We start from the raw sequence: 20112 nt of genomic DNA, 5'->3' as shown, positions 1-20112 counted from the left end.
CGCGTTACTTATTTTTGTTTATATATGATTTTCATTTCACCTTTCGGTTTTTCACCCTAGTTTTTAAACCTCACCTGTTAATTATATAACGGAGAAGTCATCTCTAAATTTAACTATTTTATTTATGTTTTAGTTTTTCCCGCCTTACGGCGGGATAAATTAACACTCTTTTTGTCCTTCGGACGCTATCAAAACCCCATTTATGTAATATCGTGGAACACTTCGCCCTTTCATCCAGATTGCGCCGCTTAATTCGGCGGTTTGTTTTACAGCCATTCATATATTTAGTATTAATTAATAAAGGAAAGCCTTATACATTGCCGTTATTTTTGAGCCATTTATGGCGATAAAAAATAAAGCAATGCCCACTTACGCATTATCGCTTCGCTCTAATGCCGTGGGGTCTACCGACGGTTGCCTGCCGCAGGCTAAAACCGTTTCCTTCGGAAACAAAATCAAGGTCAACGTCAACCCCGGCGTTTTCCTTACGTAAAACGAAAAGCAGCATTTGGCATTGAGGAATACTTGGATGGCGATATACAGTTTTAAAATGGAGAACATCAGCAGAGGCGAAGGTCAGTCTTCGGTTAACTCTGCTGCATATCGTCACCGTAAAGTTTTCTTCGATAACAGAACGGGTGAAGTTTGTGGTCGCAAAACAGCACATAAAAAGGACCTTGCCTTTGCGCAGATTTTTGCACCTGAACATACCCCTCCTGCCCTGATTGTTGACAGTGAAACACTCTGGAATGCTGTCGAAGCCTCAGAGAAGAGAAAAGATGCCCGCCTTGCCAAAGAGTTTAAGATTGCCCTCCCCGCTGAGCTAACACCAGAGCAGAACATTGAACTCACTGCAGCTTTTGTTCTTGAGCACTTTACCAAGCAAGGCATCATTGCCGATGTTGTTATTCACGATATTAATGGTCATAACCCGCATATCCATATAATGGGAACCACCCGTGAGGTTCTTTCTACCGGCTTTGGTAAAAAGGTCCGTGAGTGGGACAAGCCTGAAACCCTTGATAGCTGGCGTAAAGGCTGGCAGGACATCTGTAATGGGTTCCTTGACCTGTATGGTCATGATGAACACATCGATCACCGTTCTATCAGGGTTCAGTATGAGGAAGCCCTTGAACAGGCTACGGCTGCTGCTACAAACGAAGAGAAAGCAATCTGGCTGGCTAAAGCTATTGAAACAAACCGCGATCCAATACTTCATATTCCTCGTGACCGCTGGGGCACTGTTGCCGCTCAGGAACAACGTGCTGCAGAGCAAGCGATACGTGATGAGCTGAAAAAAGAAGCTGACGAAGCCTACTTTACCTTTAAAGATCTACCATTAGACATCGTGGTTGATGTTGCCAGCTTTAGGGTTCATGCACTGGCTGAACCTGAAGAAATTGTTATCCCGGATAATACCGGGAGAGCTTCATCTTCAGACTCGCAAAAACCTGTTCTGGTTGCCCCTGCACCTCATACACGCACTACACTGAAAAACCCATCCTCTTTAACAACAAGAGCGATTAAACGCGCTCCTGTTAAAGCTAAGAGGAAGAATGTTGAACCACGTCAGGATGGGATTTTCAAACGTTTCACACTGTTGGTAGTCGGATATATAAAAGATAAATTCGTCTGGGCCAGAAAGAAACCGTCCCCTGTTTCAGTGGATGCTGAACATGATAAACGTATCGCTGAAAACTATGTCTTTGATGAGGTTCAGGGCATCTATGTGCCACGCGCTGAGTATGAAAGACGTGCCAGATTTAACAAGGATGACTATAAACCAACACCTGATGAGGTCAGGCGTTTTCCAAGTCGTCCTAAACTCGATCAGACAGAAAATAATATTAGTCTAGATCTAATTACTCCCATAAAGTCTGAAAGCAAAAGAAAATATATACCGCGTTTAAAACCGCCAAATCATAGATAACAAGAAAAAAGAGATAATAATTACATCCAATATCTCCTTTTTTCATGGCATGTGTTATTAAAATAATAAATTGCTACTCAACCATTTTTAAATTGTGAAACAGCCATAATAAAATCATCTTCCCATCGCTGCGTTCTGATTGTTCTAGGGTGCGGCGCTCTAAGCGTATACTTCGGAAGATCTGGATGATGTAATCTTGAAAAATGTTTCTTTGGCAATCTATCAATATTATTGAAAACTAGATCTTGGTATAAACCTTTCAGTCTTTTATCATACTTGTGATTTGTAAAAAATATACATATATCGGGCTTAAGAATACTAATTTCTTCTTTAACTAGATAGTCTAGCGAAGCAATATCCTGTGCAAGTTCCGTCCGATCTGGTGAGCCGCAATCAACATCAAATCTATTAAGATTTGACCACGCAATAGCATATGGCTCAATACTTAGTGATCTTTCCACTTTCCTAATTACATTCCAAAAAGCACTACTATAATATGATGATCCAAAATTAAATTCTTGATACGTAGCTCTTTGAGCTGCTATAGAGGGAGATTTATTCCAGCCAAACGTCTCCTGCCCCACAACCATTAGCTTTAATTTCTGAGATGAATAATTACTGATATTTAAAAGAAGTGGTCCATGTAGATTTTTATCTGAATGCTTTTTACTGTACTCATTAAGAATATTAATGTTTTTGATGTATAGCTGATTAAGTCTATCATTCATTTTATTCACTATAAAAACTCCAGTTAATGAAACACGACACCACTAGCATTGAACATGATAAACTTGTAGATAAAAACCACATCTTTTATTAAGTGGACTGGTTCTATACTTCGCCCATAAATTATTTAAAATGAGCAAATTTTGTAATTCACCACGATTGAGACCATACAATTATTGTGTCAATAAATAAGCTAATTCACCCATAATTTATCGATCAGTTAGCTATTTAGCTTACATTTGCAGGTTTTATATTCAACATCCAAAATGGTAGATATACTTTTAGATGAATTACCTAATGGTTTTAACTTTGAATATAACGCTCTTAATTTCCTGATATCCTTAACTTTTCTCATCTCTCTGATTGATTTTATTGCATCCTTTTTATCAACAACAGCAACTAGCTGATTAGCTTGTTTTATATACTCTGCATGATTTTTATCGCCTTGCTGCTTTAATGTATTTATTAATCCTCTAATTTTAAAATACAATGCAAGAATATCCATAATATTTTCTTTTTCAATTACTTTTTTCTTCAAATTGAAAAGATACATTCTTATACTATCTTTTCTTTTTTGTGTTGGCCTAAGCTCTTTGATTACTTTTACACCATGTACGATTTTGGAATGACCATCCCTTAAAATTTTTGATTTCTGTCTATTTAATCTAACCCCACTTTTGAGCGCCATTGACAAAATCATTGCCTTTATTTTTGAAATATCTTCATTATTAACTTCTGATTCGAAGCTAATAGTTATATCATCGACATATCTCGTGTAGTTTCCACCTAATTTTCCGACTTCAGCACTTATAAGAGTCTCTTCTTCTAAAAATATCAGGTTGGCGATGTCAGTACTTAACTTAGTTCCTTGAACAAGTGAACCTTCAAGTGTTGATAGTTTGGCTATTAATGATGAAACTTCAGGAGAGAAGTTCATGTAATATTGAAATGCTTTAGCTATTAGTTCTTCTTTTATAGAAGGAAAGAAATCCTTTATATCTTCTTGAATGATAATTGACTTATTACAATGGGATATACAATCATCTAAATAGCTGACTCCTTTCCTGCCTCCGGTAATATACTCCGGGAGTGATATCTTCGAAAAAACACGCCGTTTAATAATCTCATGTATTCTTAATAACTCACCAACTACTTTATACGTCGTTCTTTTTTTTCCTTTCCTTATTACTGGTACCGTTTTGAAATAACTCTTTTTGTTTTTTAAAACATAAGCGAGCCTCTCTTCGTTTGTTTCTAGCATTTTGAATAGAGACTCTATATTAGCAAGTGGCCTGTTTGAATAACTCCAATTTTTATGCATTAACTAATGTATCCATTATAGTTTTTTTGAGCATATTATTGATATCAGAAAACTCATCATTTGCCTCTTCACTTTCAGAAAGAAGGATAATGATATTTAGTGGAATATGTAGCGCTAACGATATTTTTTCTAACGCTGTAATAGTAGGATCTCTTTGATTGTTTTCTATACGAGATAAATATGATTTAGTTAAATCCGTTCTATCTGATAGTTCTTGTAGTGTGAGCTTACGTGCTTCACGGCATAGTTTAATGGTTGAACCAATATCTAACATAATGTACCTCAGATAATGGGATTGACATGGCTGGCTGCTCGTTCAAAAAATGAAGATGGATACATAACAAATCTCCTTAGTAGGTAGAAATCAATGAATATCAGAATCACCGTGTAGAAACTTAACTACAGCCAAGATCCTAGCAACATAGGGAAGATAATCTAAGGCAGACCAGCCTTTTGAATTTTCCCTGATTCTCTCTTCAAGGGCTTGTATTGCATCATCCAGTTCTTTCAAAGAGCTATTGTCTACAGTGTGTTTGCTCTTCTCACGCACTCGGCGCAAAGTGTCTAAAACATCTTTCATAAAAACCTCTCATTTTAACAACACGATGCAACTTGCATCCCCGCCAAAATGTCCTGTGGATCGTGTTGCACACCGTAGACAAAGCCAGCCAACACCCATCCAACACAACTGATTGGATACCCCGCCATTTCAGCATTAAACAATGCCGTATCGTAGATATACGATTGCAACATGCATTTCGCATAAAGTTACGATCACAATGAAGAGGGACATGGGCCACGTCTCGTATTGGAGAAATGGTTGACTGAAAATTTCACTCAGTCCTTTACCGATCCTAGAGGTTTTTAAAGAGCAAAGACAAACGAGTTCGTTCGTCCATGATTTGATAATAGCCAAGTGTTGCCTGACAGGCAACATATTGCATATATCATTTTGGAATATAAATTGACTTATTATGCAATAAAAAACCACATCTAGATCCGCAGACATGGTTTCTTTGCATTTACAGTAAGGGGGTTTTACATCCTCCTCCTGAATACAACATTATCAGAGAAAATTACCTTACCTGCTACAAACCCAACGACTGCAATTATCGGTAGGCTGATAGTAGCCCCCGCAATTCCTGTAGACATTCCGATCAGGATTGACAGGCCGAATGTAAGTAAGATAACCACAGCAGCATACCAGCCGGGGTAGGCCCCATATAAAACAGTCGCCATGCAGCCGGTGCAGACATGCACACCGCGCTGGCTCTCTTTCAAGCAAAAAGGACACTGAATTGTATTGTTTTCCATGATAGCCCCTTAAATCGCTTTCCAGCCATTGCTGGTTTTAACAATGTTAATCATGCCTTCTTCAGGTTCATCCATACCCTTGACGCTGGAGAACGCTTTCTTGTCCACCCATGAAGGAACATCCGCCAACCTCCATGTATATGACACGCGAACAACTTTCTGATCACCGTTTCCCGGTTCGGTCCATTCCTTTATCTCAGAAACTTCCCGATGACCAACACAGGCACCTTTCTCACGGTCCCAAAACTCAACCTCTTGGCCCTCGTCCGTGACTTCCAGAACATCAACACTGCTAAAGCCATTTGCCTGTTGTGAAACAGTGAGCAGCCCTTGTTCAACAAGTCCTCTAAGGATTTCATCACTGGCACTGTATCCGGCAGAACGGTAGCCGCGATTAACCTTAACCGGAAAACCTTTGTTGAATACAATGTCGTTGTCCTGCAGGGCGTAACACAGCTTTGATTGTGATAGTTTCGCGTTGATTGCTTTCTCAAAATCGCCTTTTTCACCGCATCCCGCCAAAGCAAGAGCTGTGCAAGTAACGAGTAAAATCTTCTTCATCTTCCTATCCATCCCGATAATCAAAAATGCTGTTATGTAGAGGTAGCCTGCTGCGCACCTGTAGGCGCTAGAGCTTGTTGTTACTGGCATAACGCAGCAAAACCACCTGATTAACCAATTGATAGGATTCAATTATTTTAATGGGCCGTCATATCGTTTGTAACGATCAAAATCAAAACAACGATAGATACTAACTATCATATCTTGTTATTCGATCGATTAAATCAATTAAAACACCGATCGATAAGGTATTATTAATCGACCAAGACTATCAATACTAGGTTATCGATCTGCAATACCGATCATTTTCTTGCTAGATGAATCGTTACTGGATAAAGTAAACGAAAGGATCACTGGAGCGTTTATGCGCTGGTTTGTAGGGATAGAAGGTCAAACCCTATGACCAACAGCCAGCACTGCCCTATGGCCCTTTCTGGACCTTTATTAATGCAACATCAGGGAAAACAACCATGAAGAATGCCGTGAGCTGATTAGATAAAAGACTCACTGGCTTTTGATAAGCGACTTTCTTCACCACTAATTTACATGACCTATTTCGATGGACAGCCTGAACACAACGCTGGTCCCGGCTTTTTCACGCCTATTTTTACGTTTACTGTTTATATGGAGTTAACATGAAAAAACTATTTATCGCTGCTCTGGTGATCCTGCCTCTTACCGCTTGCACCACCTACGGCAACAAATCCCTTAAAGACGAATCCCAACAAACCGTAAAAGCCAAAATCATTAAAGGGAAAACTACCCAGCAAGATGTTATTAATGCATTCGGTGAGCCTCAGACGCGAGGTACTAATGATGGTCAGGAAATGTGGTCTTATTCCAGCATGTCGGGCGAGACTCAGATTTCAAACTACATTCCCGGTCTGGCCCTACTTAAGAACAGCAACACGGCGCATATGAACTCCCTTGAGATCTGGTTCAAAGGGAATGTTGTTGAGCGATATAATTTCAGTCAAACGACGAGTAAGGTTTCGAAGGGACTGTTGGACTAATTATTATATTTAAAGAGCCAATGTTAAACTTTAATTTTCTTATGAACATCACACATTCGGCTCTTTACTTCCCTTTAATATCATCTCAATCGATGGTTATCGGGTGATTAGGAATGCCATTTAAAATTATTCTTTCAAGTTCCTTATTGATATTTATGGGTCTAAAATTCTCATTAGAGAATTTCATTTCCTCAAGACTCCACCACCGTTTGTCTAAAATGTTGTTTTTTTCATTATCAGTGAGGTCAATCTCACCTATATCACAAGTATTAGCATAGATGATATAGTACTGTTCATGGCTAATAAATTCATCACCATTACGTTTAAAAATAACATTTCTTGACCAAACCCATATTGGTTTGTCCTTAATAATTAAACCTGTTTCCTCTACTAGCTCACGTTTTAAAGCTTGTTCAAAATTTTCATTAGCTTCCAATCCACCGCCGGGAGTGATCCAGAATTCATTAACACTAGAATCGAGATTATCCTTTATATTTTTAAATCTGAATTTAAATAACAGAACCTTATAATTAGTATCAATAAGTAAAGCACGAGCTGAGTTTCTGATATCCATCATATGTCTCTTAAAAATATCAACTAACATCCCAAAATTGAATACGATATTATCTATTTATCCATTCTCACACAACACAACAGCGATCTTAAGCCTATCAACAGGTTGAGATAACGCCTCATAGAGATCGCCCTCTATCTCATGCTCGAACTCACCGCTCCTGAACATTACCACATAGCCATTGGTCAGATCTCGCATGTGCGCAAGGTTTATCGGCTCAATAGCTATCCGGATGTCTGTACCTTTGTATTCAGGTACTAACCCATATCGGTGTGAAATACGATACTTCCTGCAGCTTCCAGTTCAGATAGGAAGTTATCTTCAGCTATGGATTCATGCGGATCTTGCAGGCCAAACGCACTCATCAGTGTTGATTCATCTGATGCTTTAGCTTTCACCCTGCGTCACTTCATCTAGAACACTAACGGGGTGTATTGGGAGACTGGATGTTTTAGGGTTTGGTTTATGGCATCAGCGATCTTACTGTTTCTTCGCTGACTTGGCTGAGTTCAGAAATAAATCTTCCATACACATTTACCATTCGCGCCTTATCGTAATCATCTGCTGATTCAGACAGAAAGAATGAACCGTAATCTTTGATAAAGATGTTATTGTCATTTTCGAGAGTAAGTTTTATCCCGTACTCCTTCTCTTCAACATCTTTAACTATACAGATCATAAATGGTATGTTTTCATTGGTATTAAAGAGCGTAATGATTTTAATATTATTCATTGTTTGATTTTCCTTTTTTTATTTTTAATACCATGTTTGTTTTAGAAAAATCAAATTTAACTCAGGTTATATAAATAACATTTCACACGACATTTATATATGAAGCATTCTCGCTCATCTTATTTACTCAATAACGACACATCATCTGTGTAAATGCCTTTAAATATTATCCCAATCTAACGGTTCTTCTGGTGGTAAAAGTGTTGCGGCCTCAATAGTGATACATCCTCCCATCCTTTTACTCATCATCGCCCCTTGGGACTTTTTAGCCTGTAATCTTGCGATTAACAAATCAATATCCTCTTGGTCATTAACATCAGCTATCACTGACTCAATTGATCTATCTTCTTCTGTAATATTTTTATTTATTCGGTCAGTACTGGCAACGCTTTCGGGTTGTTCTTCCATTACTTCTTTCTTTTTTATAATCTCTGAAACAAAGCGAGCACGATCACCATTGAACACAATAGCAGGATTTATAAAATACCAGTTTTTTTCATTCGTTTTAGCAATAATACGTTTCTCAATAAGTTCTTTTATGCCTCTGTAAAAGATAGATTCAGACAAGACGAAGTGATCTATCTTTTCCGCAAGCGACATTGCTTTTTTACAGCTCAGGTAAAAGTGATCTTTACCTATCGCATCCTGATAGATACGGAGAAATATGAAAAACACCTTGTACGCTGTTTTCGTTAAATCAAAATATGCTTTTATCTGAGAGGTGTAGAGCTTAATGAACTCTTCTTTATCGACCTCTTGTGTATGTACTATATTGGCAAAATAAGATTTGCTGGTATCCTTCCTTTCAATAAGTTCTGTTCCTCTTGATACAGTCAGGTTTTTCTTTCTTGTTTCAATCTTTATCTCTGTCTCAAAGCAAAAAGGATTCAAGCCTAAATCTAAATCAACATCTATTTCATTCATCATGACATTACCTCTTATTGTTTTATTTATAATTAAATACCATGCACAAAATAGATATCAAGTTTTTTGCATATTTTTTTGCGAAAATATTTTAGAAATCGCAAGTATTCCAGTGACTATAATTGAAAGCACTGTCATTTTTAGTCTATAAAATGACATAGAAACTGACTACAGAGTCAGGAAAGCTCACTGTACAGTCAGGAATACTGACCACAGAGTCAGGAACACTGACTGTACGGTCAGTCCCGTTTTTTCGTTTCATCCCTTATACAGCAAGGGCTACAAGCCGATTTTATCTTAATTTAATTTTGCAAGAAGTAAGAGATAATACTTAAGAGGATAAACAGAAACCGGGCGATTTTTATGATCGCCACATGGGGTTTCAACCTTAAAATGATTAACCATTTTCGGGTTGCATTTTTTTATTGCAGAGCGTTTCTTTTTATTCCACTAAAATCCTTTTTGAAAATCACCACCATCTATGAGCTGACGCTCATGTGCTAAAGCACGGCTACGCCCTGACGCTGACATTAATATATTTTTACTTTCATTAGGTAGTTTCCATACTGGCTAGGAAAGTAGAAAAGGATCGTATCTAGATCGTTTCCTCATCCTGTTTTAAAAAAGATCCCATATCCGTGTAAAGTGTTAATTCTTTAAAACGGGCTATTTACTCTTCACTGAATGAAAAACATGCACATAAGCAGCACTTCGTGATTGTTCAAGACAATCACATTGCTGGAACAGGGTTCATCCCTGTAATGATGGATTTATCCATAAATAATTGCGGCGATAGCCGCTATGTAGTAAAAGAAAAAATAACATATCCCTATGACCAAGCAGCGCTTAGTGATTGTATAAAACAATCACTTGCTGTCTATCATTCAAAGTAAAGATATGACAGAAGATAAAACGGAACGAGTTGGCTGGCGCACTCCAAGTTAAAATCATTATATTAAAATATTTTTACGGTGAAGTTTTTCTGTACTGAAACCAAACATCTTTCTTCGAAAACTCTGTTATATTTAAAAACCACCGAAATCAGTGAACGTAATTTCGCAAAAGTGTATTTTATTTCATTTTTTCACATTTATTTTTGACAATGAATCGCCCTGCATTATATAAATGCATACAATAATAAAAAAAGGGAAACACATGAGCATTGATTACAATAAAATAATGACCTTAAGCAGTGAAGGAGTGGAAGATTACATATACAGAAATAATTTTACTGATAAGCAAAAGCTAGAGATATACGGATTCCACAATAGAAACCGAAAAGATAAAGCAACAGCAAATGTAAACAAAGAACATAGCTCTGATATACAACAGAGAATAGTCTATGTTCACGCTTTTTTAGATAATCTGGAAACGCTCGGGAAGAACATGTCGGGTGCAGAATATACAATAATGATCCGTTTATGTAAGCTCATGCAGAATGGAAATCTGATCGCCAGTGTCTCACAATCAGCTCTTGCAGAAGAGCTTGCCATGAGTAGATCTAACGTAAGTAAATGCTGGCAGAAACTTATAAATAAAAATATTCTGGTGCAAGACGGAAAGCATACAATGATAAATGCAAATCTCTTTCTATAGGGGCAGTACAGAAAATTTAATCCTATAAAGAACCGGGACTATAAATAATCATTGAGAAGAGCCAGTAGAGGCATAGAGAACGTTTTTTCCACAGTTTACGCCTAATGTCGATATTGACTTAAACTCAGTATCAGAAAACAACATTATCGATGATTATACTGAGGAAATTGATAATAAAGATAATAACCAACAGTCATTAACATTAAATGAGGTTTTTATGAAAAGAAGCAAAATAATAGTACGTGGGAATAGTTATTGTGATGGTATCATAATTTTATTCCAAATGGATGGAGAGAAATATTATTATGAACCTATCTCTTCATATTATGCAAAAAACTCTATTTACAAGGTTTCATGCTCAGATATTGAAGATGAGTATAAAACCTATTTAGATAAACTAAATAGCGATATAAATTTAGAAAGAAATGGTGGCAGCATACTACATGCAGCTAATATTTTAGAATTCAAAAATGAACCATCATACTCTCTGTGTAAAAAAATATTAAAAAAATCAGGGGCAAATATACAGTATTTAGAAAACCCTACACAGGAGTTGTGTAAAATAGCGATTCAACATGATGGTTACAACCTTAAATATGTCATCCCATTTATTACGCAAGAAAGTTTAAATGATTTTTATAAAATCGCTGTGAATAGCAATGGAATGGCTCTTGGTCAGATACCTAACCCATCGTATGAATTACAGTTAATGGCTGTAAAGAACTGTGGCGGTGCCTTAAAATACATCACCAAACCCACAAGGGAGATAGCTTTAGAGGCAGCGAGAAATTACGCCGATATTTTTTCATTCGAAAACAGAAAGAAACTTAAAAAATATTTAGATGATGATTTTATACGTGAAGCTGAAGATATTGAACTTGTTCCACTTATGATGTTTAGACAATCCATCCAATTCTTCAGAGAGTTAAAGATTCACATGGTGATATTCATGGAATATTTTAAAGCTAAACTATTATCATAAAAGGCTCGTCATGAGCCTTTTTAAGCTCTCGTAAACAACCATGTTAGAGGTAAACTCTGAGGCGAACAATGAAAATTATACACAGTCTAGGTGATTTATTTTTTATCATTATTGTTAATTAAACTTTATTCTATTTTTACTTCTCACATCCTGAGAAACAGGTTCAGATAAAGACTGTTTTACATTTTTTAATTTGTCTTTAAAGCTTATAACCTTTTCATGCGTCTGAGTATAAAGTTTATTAAACACTTCAATGCCCAAAAACTCTCTAGCTGAATCTAATGTCCTCCTCATATGATTTTCTCTTTTAACAGCAAAATCAACTTGAGAAGCCATCTCTTTAGTTAGCGTCTGAACTCTATTTATATAAGTCTCTTTTGCTACTGGATCATTAATATCAGCAGGCAGCATTCCAACAGAAAAATGAGGTGCATCTTTAAATGCTTCAGATTTGGAAACGACTACATCTCTTTCTTTAATATCACCCTCATTTTTTATTTTTTCATTAAAGCCTTCTTTGTTAAACCATACACCTAAAGAACTGGAAACTCTCTCAGCATGTTTAACTCTCATTACAGCCCTATTATCAAACATAGCTGTATGAACTTCTTCTGAAAGATTTCTATTGCCTTGCCTGAGTATTTCATCCTGAACTCTTTTCAATGCAGCATTATCAATGCCAGTATCAATATTGAATATTTTTTCATCAGCTTGTCTTTTAACTTGGTAAAATTGTTCGTTAACACTTATTATATCATCTAGGTTATCGACTTCTGCCTGTTCTTTCACTATCGCTACAGGTTCTGGTGTTGGTGCTATGTCTAAAGACTCCCCAGCATATAGCTTATTGAAAACTTCAACACCTAAAAGCTGTTTAGCGGCCTCAATGGTATTGCTCATATGGCTTTCTCTACTAACCGCAAAACTAACCTGATATTCCATATCTTTGGTTAATTGTTCTACCCTTTTTATATAAGCATCCTTTACATCTGGCTGATCTATATTATGTTGATACATACCAACAGAAAAGTAAGGTGCGTCTTTGAATGCCACGGATTTAGATGCCACTACGTCTCTTTCTTTTACATCACCTTCTGCTTTTATTTTATCGCTAAAAGCACTTGCATTAAACCATTCGTTCAATGAACTTGAAACTCGCTCTGCATGTTTTACTCTCATTACAGCGCTATTCTCAAACATTGCTTTATGCAACTCTTCTGCAAGACCTCTACTCCCCTGTTTTAAAACAGCTTGTTGAACCCTTCTTAAGGCTTCATTATCTATTCCTGTATCAGCATTAAATATTTTATTGTTTGCGTCAGCTTTTGCCTTATAAAACCTTTCATTTATTTCTGATATTTCTTCCCACGTACTCTCTTTCATATTATCACCTATATATTTTGTTAATATATTTATTATATTTTATATTAACAACTAGTAAATATATGGCATTGATATATTTTATTATTTGAAAAAAATCACGATTTACCAAGGAATAAAATCACTAATTTGACACTTTCTCTATATACCTTAATATATAAATATAACAACTATTATGACGAGATATATATGAGAAAAGTAAAATTAGATAACAGCGATTTATTAGAATATTTTGATACTATTGAAAAACTTGAGCAACAACCATCAATGGATGAATATAAAGAAGGATATCGTAAACTGCGTAATGACGACGCATTTGAATATGAAATTAAGAAATATAGATCTGCACATACCGAACTACGCAGGCTAGATAAAAAGAGACAATCACTTATGGGTAGTTTCATCGGTGAGCTTAATCCTATAAGTTTTTCAACAGCTAATACATCTGCAAAATCATCAGGGGATCTTGATAAGTTTTATGAACGTAGTCTTTATAGGAAAGCAATTCAAGCAAAAAGTGATGAAGAAATTGTATCCCTAATTATAAAACAGCGTACAGAAGCAGCGCTTCAATTTCAACGTTCTGTTGAGCAGAGTCTTGAACAGCTTTCCAGTATTTCATCAGATTTGGGAGCATCGAATATAAGACGTAGGAAAATGGCTGTTTAAATGCATTAGCTCAGAATTAATCTGGCATTAACCAAGTATTAACTCAATATATGCCAGATAAAGATCGGATAATTTATTTAGGCTTGTCTTTTAGATTTGATTTGAGAGAACGTTATCAACGTTTGGCAAAATGCAACCACATCACCTATTGTCCTAAGCGAGTGTAAAGCAGGCCCCCAAAGCGCAGGCTCTCCCTCATAGTAATGAACTTGTAACCATCCTCCGTCTTGTGCTGATGGATGTGTTGAATGTCTGATTTGAAAAGCAATGCCATGCTTTTCCATATCAAAATAGACATCAAAATCAGTATCCTCTAGCCTTCCTGAAACTTTATACCCATATTCTTTACCTATTGTTCTGATTAGATTTTTTGCTAAGTTGCGATCCATCTTTAAAACTCCTCACAAAGAAAAAAATAAGTTTATTTCATGAAAATATTAAAAAATGCTCACTATGGATTTATATTAGTAGTATTTGAACTAACTTCAGAGGAAGGGATAGGGCTGTTAAACATATTTTGAACCCTCCCCCAGAAACTACTGACGACACCAGATTTTGTCGCATCATCTGATGACCAGTAAGCAACCGAATGAAGAACAAAAATTAAAATAAACACAGCTATTACACTTTGGAATCCATTACCTATCCATCTGAAAATTTTCATTGCAATAGAAGTATGGCTTAATGGATATTTTTGCATTTTATCTAAAAGTTCTTTCCTTAAAGCTGTTGTAGTATCATTTTTACATTTGGTCAGTTCTTTTTTATGTGCAATATCTTTTTGTTTTAAAGCTGCTTGATGCTGATCTTTTAATAAAAGAACCTCTTTATTATGTTTTTCTATTAGTTCTGCATCTAATACTTCAGTCAAGGCTGCCATAACTCCCAGCCCTTTTGTCTTAAACTTTTCTAGTTGTCCCGTAGTTACAGAAACATTATGAAATTGTTCTAAGGCTCTTTCTACTTCGTCGTCCGACGTATTAGCTTCGCGGAGATCTTGTGCTAGTTTATCTTTTTCAATTTTATAGCACGTATAAGCTAAAAGTCCTTGATAGTCGTTTTCATTATCAATTAACTCACGGAAAACCCACTTCTTAGAGGTCACAACTAAGTTCTCCTTAACAAAAAAAAGCCCCATAGGAGGGGCTTTACTAAAAATTAATTTTATTTATAAACTGCTTCGAATGCTTCTGCAAACATTCGGTTTAAATCATCAGCAGAACGCTTCTCAGAACGCTCTTTTGCAATTCTTATGGAATCTGCACTAACTCCAGAAACCGGGCTAGAAGTTCTGGACGCAACAGTAAGGGCTACAGCATAAGCTCTGTTTTTAGATGTTTTATTAGTTTTTGCCATTGCCTCCCCCTAAGATCCCATTGTTTATTAAGATAAATATAACACATAACTATGAGAATCTCAATGCGTTGTAATATTTTATTTATATACAATATGCGATAGCCATTTCCGTTACTGTGAAAATATAGCTCATTGCTGAGTCAGATAAAGATATCATCCGGTGATACACGATCATGCACCATTTTATCAAGCAACTGTTGTATTCTCTTCATCCTCAGCTTACGAGCCTTCTTCTCACCAATCTCCTGATAGTATTCTTCCCGCCGTTCTTCTACTACCTTTCGGAACTTCTTCAACAGTTGGTTCAGGGTTTTCAAATCAGTAGTAGCAGCTTCAGCTTGGATTTTTCTATACATAAACATTACGTGGAATTCTTCAATCATATTATACTCCTTATTTTTATCACCTATGTTATTTCCCTCTTTCGAGGGAATATTCATAATATTTAAGATCAAACAACTGTCACTTTTAGCTTCCAATAAACAGGATCTTTATTTTCATTCTGATTTATATTCTTTGAAACAAGTTCAATGATGTGTTCTTGATGCCAATACAAGATAGCGGCTTTTAAATCCCTTCTGTTTATATCAGATACATCATTTTTGATAGAGCATTTCTTCATCTCACGAGTTATCAAAACATCATATATGACGCTTGACATGAAACCATCTTTCAAAATATCGATAGCTGTTTCCGGATGTTTTTCATAAATGGTATATATTTCATCACAGTATCCTTTCAAGATATTGGCAATAAGTTCGTTTAGTTCTTTTTCATTTTTATTTAAAATAATCTCTTTCATCTTTAATCCTTTTATTATGTTAATAGTTAGTTGTTATAAACGACATTGATGATTACCGAACCGTATTCCAGATCTAACTCATCAACTAAATCGTTATTGACATGTCGATTTAAAGCATCAATCAAGTTCTGATTCTCTATCATTTCCTCTACCGAATACCCACTAAGAGCAATAAACACATCAAGGCTTTCTTGAATAGTATTCTTTACTTTCGGGGTTCCTTCGCACAGCATACTTACTACTACAGATATTTTATTTGTCATATATTCCCTCTTATATTTTTAGTCAGCCCCTTTCGGAGCAAGATTGGTTCTTACTTTCTAAAGCTTTCTGAATACTCAACTAACATGACAGCAACCTGTTCAAAGTTAACCTGTTCAATATCACCGTTATTACCCTCTTGGGCAGTGAATATTTCAAAGTTATTCTGAATATGATTAATCACATGGATAATGAATGGACTCATAAAGTCCGGGTCATCCAAATAATCATTGGCATCACCATCGCCATTAACTTCCATGAACATATTCCAGCTTGCGGCAAACGATCTACATGCAAGGTCATAGAACAGTTCAGTTGATTTATTAACATTTATTTTTTCTTTAGACATATTTACACCCTCATAGTTAAATGCTTATTTTATTCATTTTTTATTAGCCCCTTACGGGGCCGAATACGCTGTTATTAGCTCATGCTAAAAAGTAATGCTTGAGTATGAACATATCTCATTTCATGCATAACCTTATCCATATCGACATAAATCAGTCTTTCTCTTTTACCCATTTCTTCCATATGTGCATCAAAGCGTTTTGCCAGATAATCTTTAACATGCGAAAGATATAACTCCGTTCTGTCGCTATCCAACATAATAGCCGTTAACACTTCAAGTTCTTCTTGTTCTTTATATATACGTATTCCTGATATATAAAGATTCTTTGCCATAGCAGTAAAAATATTGGTAGATGACTCTTTGATTTTTTTCATTTCATTACTCTTCATTTCATTTCCTCTTGTTGTTATTAAAATATTTGTTATTCAGATACAGGACGTGAATCAGAAATGACTTTCTCAATCCATGCATCAATCTCACTTTCTATAAAGGCAATAGACCTTAGACCTGTTTTAACTTGCGATGGAAAGCGACCTGCTTTAATAAGCGTATAAATCCATGTCTTTCCAAATCCTGTTCTTCTAATCACTTCTGATAAACGAATAAGACGTTGTTTTTTGTTTGCTACGATTTGAACCATATTTATCTCCTGTGCATTTGATGGAAATAATTGTATGGATAACTCATATGAGAAACTAGGTTGGTTCACCAGCCCTGAACAGAGAGGAAGTTCAGGACCAGTGAATTTAGGGGATGTTTATGGGAGGTGAATACAGGGGACGTTCAGGCCTAGCGAACATCCCTTGTTTTCTTTTTGTCTTCAGGTTTGTCATTCATGCCGATGACAGCAAGGATATCGGAACTTTTCACATGCATGTTTTTTATGAAAAAATCATTCAACGATTTGAAATAATTATCATTGTTTAAAAACTCATAGGCCAGAGGGTAATCCGTATCTTTGATTTGCTCGCTGCCTCTGGCATAGCGCATATCGGTATGGAGGATACCCGCCAGCACAGGATAAGGGATCTTCTGATTGTTGAGTTGTTCCCAACCAATAAGATCCATTAGGGGAATGATTTTGTAATCGAGTATCTTCTGGAAGGTTTTATGACCAAAACGGAAATCTTTTTCCGGGGGCTTAGGTGCTTTCAGGTGCTTCTGCCATTGAATGATAAGCACTTTTAGGTGTTCAGCCAGATCGTCGCTGCTAGCTTCATCCAAATCGATTTCAATCAGCATCTTGTTAGCAGGATTCAATCCTCCTTGCTTCAGATATTCAGATATGTATTCTGAACTCACTGAAACATCATCTTTAGGCGTGTTGTTTTCCAGACGATACATCGCCCTTCCATAGTTGAACAGAGAAGTCCTTGTCATTGGCCTAACCGCATAACTGTGTGCCAGCATATGGCTATCAGAAATCCATTTCGTCTCATGTATGACCTTACCTGAACGGATTTGGGCATCATGGTAGATCGCCAAAATTTGGTTCTCTTCACCTGCTGTTTCCCATTGCTGTCTGGACTTATAGGCAAAGATCCGCCTTTCCAACTCGGCATAAATTTGTTCTAAGGTTAAGTCTTTCAGCACATCATAGCGACTTACATCAAACCACTCGTTCAGTGCTTCGACGATCTCCGCTTTAGGCATCTTTTTTGTCATTGTTTTCTCTATGAGTGTTTGTTTTGAGTTGTGATAAAGCTATCTCATTCAACAGCATAGAGAAAGTGGAAAAAAATGTCAGTCAGCCTAAGATAGGGGCATTGAAGAATTTGATGTGACCTGCCCCCCTTTTGCGCTTTACTTGACCAATACTCGCAAATCACTTCAAATAGAGTTTAAGATATTGACGGATAATTTTTTGAAAGCAACTTAAAAACGTAATTTATCGGCAATAAATACCGCGCTAAATCAGAAAATATATTTATAAAGTTCAGAAAATTTAAAGCCGTCTATCAGACGGCTTTACTTGTTACTTGCCGCAAACCGGGCAACCACCCTGCATAGGAGCAAAATTGATTGACTGAGATTTTCGGATGCTTTCATTCACGACAAAACTTTCCATTCCTTCACTCAGTGGTACTCTACGGTGATCCTTATAAAATTGGCTAAGAATCCGTAAAAACTCTTTTCGCTCTTCTTCGGATGCATTGAAGTAAGCGTTAAGGATTTTTGCACTACTCATATTTTCTCCTTAATTAAAATTTCCCACAACCATCACAAGTACATTTCCCCGGTTTCAAAGTTCGAGGAACGGTATTACAAACATAACAATTTTTTTTGAAGTAGAAACAAGAAACACGATTTGCATAACGAAGTTCCTTATCATTCACACATAAAGCTAAGTCTTCCTGTTCTCTTCGCTCAAACCTTTCCCTCAAATCATCTATCAAAATTTCTAGTTTGGCTTCGTCGAGCTTACCTATTTTCTTACGGATACTTCCTGCTAGATTATAGATAGCTGTATTTTCCTTAACAGAGGCCATGCAGTCGCTATATGATCGATCCCATCCAGAAACCAAAGACCATAGCGAGAATCCTAGTTGCACAATACTAGCCATACCAGCAATTGCGATGCAAACCGGTAAAAATGATGCTTCAAGACCAAATGATAAAACAGTACCACCTATCATCAATGGAACGAATACCCCAAGGAAGGTGACCACCTTACGCTTCCAGTCTAATGCCCTCATACGCCGATCAAAAATTCGAGACGTTCCGTATGAAATAAATTCAGTGTGCGCTACTTCGGCACGATTTTTTTCCTCATCCATAATAGATAATTTTTGCCACCCAGTTTTTGACAGTTAAGCAACTATGCATCCCGCTCGCCCGAAACGTGAGTGATCGCCGTCACGGAAACAATTATTGCACCCTTCTCAAGATTTGTTTGGTTAGATTATACCCATAAATTCATAGTAGTGAAGTCAACTGCCTGATAAATCATCAGATAGCGCAACCCTTACTCGCGTAAATTCGACATATTCAAATGCCAACGTCGAATTAACAAAAAGATATCTATTGTTCGCTCAAAGTAGCCTGTTGCATAGCGTGTAGCTCTCTCAGAGCTTGCTGGAAGTCATAAAGTTGATGCAGATCCTTGCTCATATTGAATTCAACCTCAACCTGTATCAGAGCTAATCACAGGACAATGTTAAAAATTGAGTTATCAGTCAATAATCATCTGTTTCTAAATTAAAAAAATCATAATAATGCTGTCAGCGTGATGTTGATCATCAACGCTTTTCAAGGCATCAATGGACAACAAAATATTTTCATAACAAATTGTTTTTAATTGACATTTTATGGTTACAGATTAAATAATGATGGTAAAAATGCTGGTAAAAAAAACATATCACTTCAACAAAGCCAATAACAACAGGAGCTACAGATGAAGTTCGAGTCCAGTCAGAGGAGCCAAATTTATCAAGGGGTTGCGTATGCAGCCCTTTGCATTTCAGAATACGTTCAGAAAACCATTTCAGAATATCCCTTTTGTCACACTGCATAAAAATCGAGCATGGTGATTTCACGAAAGGGCGACAATCCTACCCGATATTTCACTCCGATACTTTCCGGTTTTAATACGGCGGTTCCTTGATTAAAGCCGTTACGCGG

Annotated in this window: 28 protein-coding genes and 1 pseudogene; 6 read left to right on the top strand and 23 right to left on the bottom strand. The window is 36.6% G+C overall.

What is annotated here, in order from left to right:
* The first annotated feature begins 529 nt into the window (after positions 1-529).
* A complete protein-coding gene (gene mobQ / locus DXXMK7_RS07345) occupies positions 530-1930 on the top strand; it encodes a MobQ family relaxase (RefSeq protein ID WP_038918505.1) in 1401 nt (466 codons plus the stop codon).
* 77 nt (positions 1931-2007) lie between these two features.
* On the opposite strand, the gene DXXMK7_RS21775 is transcribed toward mobQ, so the two are convergent.
* The 6 genes from DXXMK7_RS21775 to DXXMK7_RS07325 all read right to left on the bottom strand — a co-directional run bounded on the left by DXXMK7_RS21775 (position 2008) and on the right by DXXMK7_RS07325 (position 5852).
* Complete coding sequence (locus tag DXXMK7_RS21775) at positions 2008-2658, bottom strand: hypothetical protein (RefSeq protein ID WP_071605187.1); 651 nt, start codon at positions 2656-2658, stop codon at positions 2008-2010.
* A 218-nt stretch (positions 2659-2876) separates the two neighbouring features.
* Positions 2877-3977, bottom strand: a complete 1101-nt coding sequence (locus tag DXXMK7_RS07340) for a reverse transcriptase family protein (RefSeq protein WP_038918504.1) — start codon at positions 3975-3977, stop codon at positions 2877-2879.
* A complete protein-coding gene (locus DXXMK7_RS21770) occupies positions 3970-4251 on the bottom strand; it encodes a helix-turn-helix domain-containing protein (protein WP_008499884.1) in 282 nt (93 codons plus the stop codon). The genes DXXMK7_RS07340 and DXXMK7_RS21770 overlap by 8 nt, the downstream gene beginning before the upstream one ends.
* A 90-nt stretch (positions 4252-4341) precedes the next feature.
* Positions 4342-4557 carry a hypothetical protein gene (locus DXXMK7_RS07335; protein ID WP_008499885.1) on the bottom strand — a complete coding sequence of 72 codons (216 nt, stop codon included), beginning with the start codon at positions 4555-4557 and terminating at the stop codon, positions 4342-4344.
* Positions 4558-5015: 458 nt separating this feature from the next.
* On the bottom strand, positions 5016-5291 hold the full coding sequence (locus DXXMK7_RS07330; protein ID WP_038918503.1) for a hypothetical protein: 276 nt from the start codon (positions 5289-5291) through the stop codon (positions 5016-5018).
* A 9-nt stretch (positions 5292-5300) separates the two neighbouring features.
* Positions 5301-5852 (bottom strand): membrane lipoprotein lipid attachment site-containing protein, encoded by a 552-nt coding sequence (locus tag DXXMK7_RS07325; protein WP_038920882.1) that lies wholly within the window; start codon positions 5850-5852, stop codon positions 5301-5303.
* Positions 5853-6487: 635 nt separating this feature from the next.
* On the opposite strand from DXXMK7_RS07325, the gene DXXMK7_RS07320 reads away from it, so the two are divergent.
* Positions 6488-6865: a hypothetical protein gene (locus DXXMK7_RS07320; protein WP_023302096.1), complete on the top strand. Its 378-nt coding sequence runs from the start codon at positions 6488-6490 to the stop codon at positions 6863-6865.
* An 85-nt stretch (positions 6866-6950) separates the two neighbouring features.
* Here DXXMK7_RS07320 and DXXMK7_RS07315 read toward each other — a convergent pair whose 3' ends face one another.
* The 4 genes from DXXMK7_RS07315 to DXXMK7_RS07300 form a co-directional block, all read right to left on the bottom strand.
* Positions 6951-7442 (bottom strand): NUDIX hydrolase, encoded by a 492-nt coding sequence (locus DXXMK7_RS07315; RefSeq protein ID WP_157847139.1) that lies wholly within the window; start codon positions 7440-7442, stop codon positions 6951-6953.
* Between the two features lie 254 nt (positions 7443-7696).
* A complete protein-coding gene (locus DXXMK7_RS23030) occupies positions 7697-7837 on the bottom strand; it encodes a hypothetical protein (RefSeq protein ID WP_238555981.1) in 141 nt (46 codons plus the stop codon).
* 65 nt (positions 7838-7902) lie between these two features.
* The gene (locus tag DXXMK7_RS22820; protein WP_023302098.1) at positions 7903-8172 is read right to left on the bottom strand and encodes a hypothetical protein; all 270 of its coding nucleotides are present in this window, start codon (positions 8170-8172) and stop codon (positions 7903-7905) included.
* Between the two features lie 159 nt (positions 8173-8331).
* Positions 8332-9096 carry a hypothetical protein gene (locus DXXMK7_RS07300; RefSeq protein ID WP_038920881.1) on the bottom strand — a complete coding sequence of 255 codons (765 nt, stop codon included), beginning with the start codon at positions 9094-9096 and terminating at the stop codon, positions 8332-8334.
* A gap of 713 nt (positions 9097-9809) precedes the next feature.
* Between DXXMK7_RS07300 and DXXMK7_RS22815 the strand changes: the two genes are divergently transcribed.
* From DXXMK7_RS22815 to DXXMK7_RS22810, 3 genes and pseudogenes are all read left to right on the top strand, one after another.
* The gene (locus DXXMK7_RS22815) at positions 9810-9989 is read left to right on the top strand and encodes a hypothetical protein (protein ID WP_193745960.1); all 180 of its coding nucleotides are present in this window, start codon (positions 9810-9812) and stop codon (positions 9987-9989) included.
* A gap of 262 nt (positions 9990-10251) precedes the next feature.
* Positions 10252-10876: pseudogene (locus tag DXXMK7_RS22280) on the top strand (hypothetical protein); the annotation flags it as partial.
* A gap of 33 nt (positions 10877-10909) precedes the next feature.
* Complete coding sequence (locus DXXMK7_RS22810) at positions 10910-11674, top strand: hypothetical protein (RefSeq protein ID WP_071605186.1); 765 nt, start codon at positions 10910-10912, stop codon at positions 11672-11674.
* Between the two features lie 114 nt (positions 11675-11788).
* On the opposite strand, the gene DXXMK7_RS07290 is transcribed toward DXXMK7_RS22810, so the two are convergent.
* Positions 11789-13057 carry a hypothetical protein gene (locus tag DXXMK7_RS07290; RefSeq protein WP_038918501.1) on the bottom strand — a complete coding sequence of 423 codons (1269 nt, stop codon included), beginning with the start codon at positions 13055-13057 and terminating at the stop codon, positions 11789-11791.
* Between the two features lie 186 nt (positions 13058-13243).
* On the opposite strand from DXXMK7_RS07290, the gene DXXMK7_RS21755 reads away from it, so the two are divergent.
* Positions 13244-13723 (top strand): DUF4756 family protein, encoded by a 480-nt coding sequence (locus DXXMK7_RS21755; RefSeq protein ID WP_071605253.1) that lies wholly within the window; start codon positions 13244-13246, stop codon positions 13721-13723.
* A gap of 77 nt (positions 13724-13800) precedes the next feature.
* Here DXXMK7_RS21755 and DXXMK7_RS22575 read toward each other — a convergent pair whose 3' ends face one another.
* The 12 genes from DXXMK7_RS22575 to DXXMK7_RS21745 all read right to left on the bottom strand — a co-directional run bounded on the left by DXXMK7_RS22575 (position 13801) and on the right by DXXMK7_RS21745 (position 19268).
* The gene (locus DXXMK7_RS22575) at positions 13801-14112 is read right to left on the bottom strand and encodes a hypothetical protein (protein ID WP_126850915.1); all 312 of its coding nucleotides are present in this window, start codon (positions 14110-14112) and stop codon (positions 13801-13803) included.
* Between the two features lie 62 nt (positions 14113-14174).
* Positions 14175-14828, bottom strand: coding sequence for a hypothetical protein (locus DXXMK7_RS07285; RefSeq protein WP_126850916.1), 654 nt, complete (start codon positions 14826-14828; stop codon positions 14175-14177).
* Between the two features lie 59 nt (positions 14829-14887).
* Positions 14888-15079, bottom strand: a complete 192-nt coding sequence (locus DXXMK7_RS22570) for a hypothetical protein (RefSeq protein WP_126850917.1) — start codon at positions 15077-15079, stop codon at positions 14888-14890.
* A 140-nt stretch (positions 15080-15219) separates the two neighbouring features.
* Positions 15220-15462 carry a hypothetical protein gene (locus DXXMK7_RS07280; RefSeq protein WP_038918499.1) on the bottom strand — a complete coding sequence of 81 codons (243 nt, stop codon included), beginning with the start codon at positions 15460-15462 and terminating at the stop codon, positions 15220-15222.
* A 68-nt stretch (positions 15463-15530) separates the two neighbouring features.
* Positions 15531-15881, bottom strand: coding sequence for a hypothetical protein (locus DXXMK7_RS07275; protein WP_038918498.1), 351 nt, complete (start codon positions 15879-15881; stop codon positions 15531-15533).
* Between the two features lie 26 nt (positions 15882-15907).
* Positions 15908-16144: a hypothetical protein gene (locus DXXMK7_RS07270; RefSeq protein WP_038918497.1), complete on the bottom strand. Its 237-nt coding sequence runs from the start codon at positions 16142-16144 to the stop codon at positions 15908-15910.
* A gap of 50 nt (positions 16145-16194) precedes the next feature.
* Entirely contained in the window at positions 16195-16491 is a 297-nt protein-coding gene (locus tag DXXMK7_RS07265) for a hypothetical protein (RefSeq protein WP_038918496.1), read from the bottom strand.
* A 74-nt stretch (positions 16492-16565) separates the two neighbouring features.
* Complete coding sequence (locus DXXMK7_RS07260; RefSeq protein ID WP_038918495.1) at positions 16566-16880, bottom strand: hypothetical protein; 315 nt, start codon at positions 16878-16880, stop codon at positions 16566-16568.
* A 32-nt stretch (positions 16881-16912) separates the two neighbouring features.
* Positions 16913-17131: an AlpA family transcriptional regulator gene (locus DXXMK7_RS21750; protein WP_038918494.1), complete on the bottom strand. Its 219-nt coding sequence runs from the start codon at positions 17129-17131 to the stop codon at positions 16913-16915.
* 149 nt (positions 17132-17280) lie between these two features.
* Entirely contained in the window at positions 17281-18156 is an 876-nt protein-coding gene (locus DXXMK7_RS07250) for a DUF6387 family protein (RefSeq protein WP_038918493.1), read from the bottom strand.
* Positions 18157-18466: 310 nt separating this feature from the next.
* Positions 18467-18679 (bottom strand): hypothetical protein, encoded by a 213-nt coding sequence (locus DXXMK7_RS07245; RefSeq protein WP_038918492.1) that lies wholly within the window; start codon positions 18677-18679, stop codon positions 18467-18469.
* Between the two features lie 13 nt (positions 18680-18692).
* Positions 18693-19268, bottom strand: a complete 576-nt coding sequence (locus tag DXXMK7_RS21745; protein WP_071605185.1) for a mobilome CxxCx(11)CxxC protein — start codon at positions 19266-19268, stop codon at positions 18693-18695.
* Between the last annotated feature and the right edge of the window lie 844 nt (positions 19269-20112).

This window comes from Dickeya sp. MK7 (assembly GCF_000406305.1).
Lineage (GTDB): Bacteria > Pseudomonadota > Gammaproteobacteria > Enterobacterales > Enterobacteriaceae > Dickeya > Dickeya fangzhongdai.
Note: the sequence above shows the minus strand (reverse complement) of the source record. Positions and strands in the feature narration are given on the sequence as shown.

Coding starts and splice junctions, on each gene's coding strand:
- mobQ (WP_038918505.1), top strand. CDS start 530: ATGGCGATATACAGTTTTAAAATGGAGAACATCAGCAGAGGCGAAGGT.
- DXXMK7_RS21775 (WP_071605187.1), bottom strand. CDS start 2,658: ATGAATGATAGACTTAATCAGCTATACATCAAAAACATTAATATTCTT.
- DXXMK7_RS07340 (WP_038918504.1), bottom strand. CDS start 3,977: ATGCATAAAAATTGGAGTTATTCAAACAGGCCACTTGCTAATATAGAG.
- DXXMK7_RS21770 (WP_008499884.1), bottom strand. CDS start 4,251: ATGTTAGATATTGGTTCAACCATTAAACTATGCCGTGAAGCACGTAAG.
- DXXMK7_RS07335 (WP_008499885.1), bottom strand. CDS start 4,557: ATGAAAGATGTTTTAGACACTTTGCGCCGAGTGCGTGAGAAGAGCAAA.
- DXXMK7_RS07330 (WP_038918503.1), bottom strand. CDS start 5,291: ATGGAAAACAATACAATTCAGTGTCCTTTTTGCTTGAAAGAGAGCCAG.
- DXXMK7_RS07325 (WP_038920882.1), bottom strand. CDS start 5,852: ATGAAGAAGATTTTACTCGTTACTTGCACAGCTCTTGCTTTGGCGGGA.
- DXXMK7_RS07320 (WP_023302096.1), top strand. CDS start 6,488: ATGAAAAAACTATTTATCGCTGCTCTGGTGATCCTGCCTCTTACCGCT.
- DXXMK7_RS07315 (WP_157847139.1), bottom strand. CDS start 7,442: ATGATGGATATCAGAAACTCAGCTCGTGCTTTACTTATTGATACTAAT.
- DXXMK7_RS22820 (WP_023302098.1), bottom strand. CDS start 8,172: ATGAATAATATTAAAATCATTACGCTCTTTAATACCAATGAAAACATA.
- DXXMK7_RS07300 (WP_038920881.1), bottom strand. CDS start 9,096: ATGAATGAAATAGATGTTGATTTAGATTTAGGCTTGAATCCTTTTTGC.
- DXXMK7_RS22810 (WP_071605186.1), top strand. CDS start 10,910: ATGAAAAGAAGCAAAATAATAGTACGTGGGAATAGTTATTGTGATGGT.
- DXXMK7_RS07290 (WP_038918501.1), bottom strand. CDS start 13,057: ATGAAAGAGAGTACGTGGGAAGAAATATCAGAAATAAATGAAAGGTTT.
- DXXMK7_RS21755 (WP_071605253.1), top strand. CDS start 13,244: ATGAGAAAAGTAAAATTAGATAACAGCGATTTATTAGAATATTTTGAT.
- DXXMK7_RS22575 (WP_126850915.1), bottom strand. CDS start 14,112: ATGGATCGCAACTTAGCAAAAAATCTAATCAGAACAATAGGTAAAGAA.
- DXXMK7_RS22570 (WP_126850917.1), bottom strand. CDS start 15,079: ATGGCAAAAACTAATAAAACATCTAAAAACAGAGCTTATGCTGTAGCC.
- DXXMK7_RS07280 (WP_038918499.1), bottom strand. CDS start 15,462: ATGATTGAAGAATTCCACGTAATGTTTATGTATAGAAAAATCCAAGCT.
- DXXMK7_RS07275 (WP_038918498.1), bottom strand. CDS start 15,881: ATGAAAGAGATTATTTTAAATAAAAATGAAAAAGAACTAAACGAACTT.
- DXXMK7_RS07270 (WP_038918497.1), bottom strand. CDS start 16,144: ATGACAAATAAAATATCTGTAGTAGTAAGTATGCTGTGCGAAGGAACC.
- DXXMK7_RS07265 (WP_038918496.1), bottom strand. CDS start 16,491: ATGTCTAAAGAAAAAATAAATGTTAATAAATCAACTGAACTGTTCTAT.
- DXXMK7_RS07260 (WP_038918495.1), bottom strand. CDS start 16,880: ATGAAGAGTAATGAAATGAAAAAAATCAAAGAGTCATCTACCAATATT.
- DXXMK7_RS21750 (WP_038918494.1), bottom strand. CDS start 17,131: ATGGTTCAAATCGTAGCAAACAAAAAACAACGTCTTATTCGTTTATCA.
- DXXMK7_RS07250 (WP_038918493.1), bottom strand. CDS start 18,156: ATGACAAAAAAGATGCCTAAAGCGGAGATCGTCGAAGCACTGAACGAG.
- DXXMK7_RS07245 (WP_038918492.1), bottom strand. CDS start 18,679: ATGAGTAGTGCAAAAATCCTTAACGCTTACTTCAATGCATCCGAAGAA.
- DXXMK7_RS21745 (WP_071605185.1), bottom strand. CDS start 19,268: ATGGATGAGGAAAAAAATCGTGCCGAAGTAGCGCACACTGAATTTATT.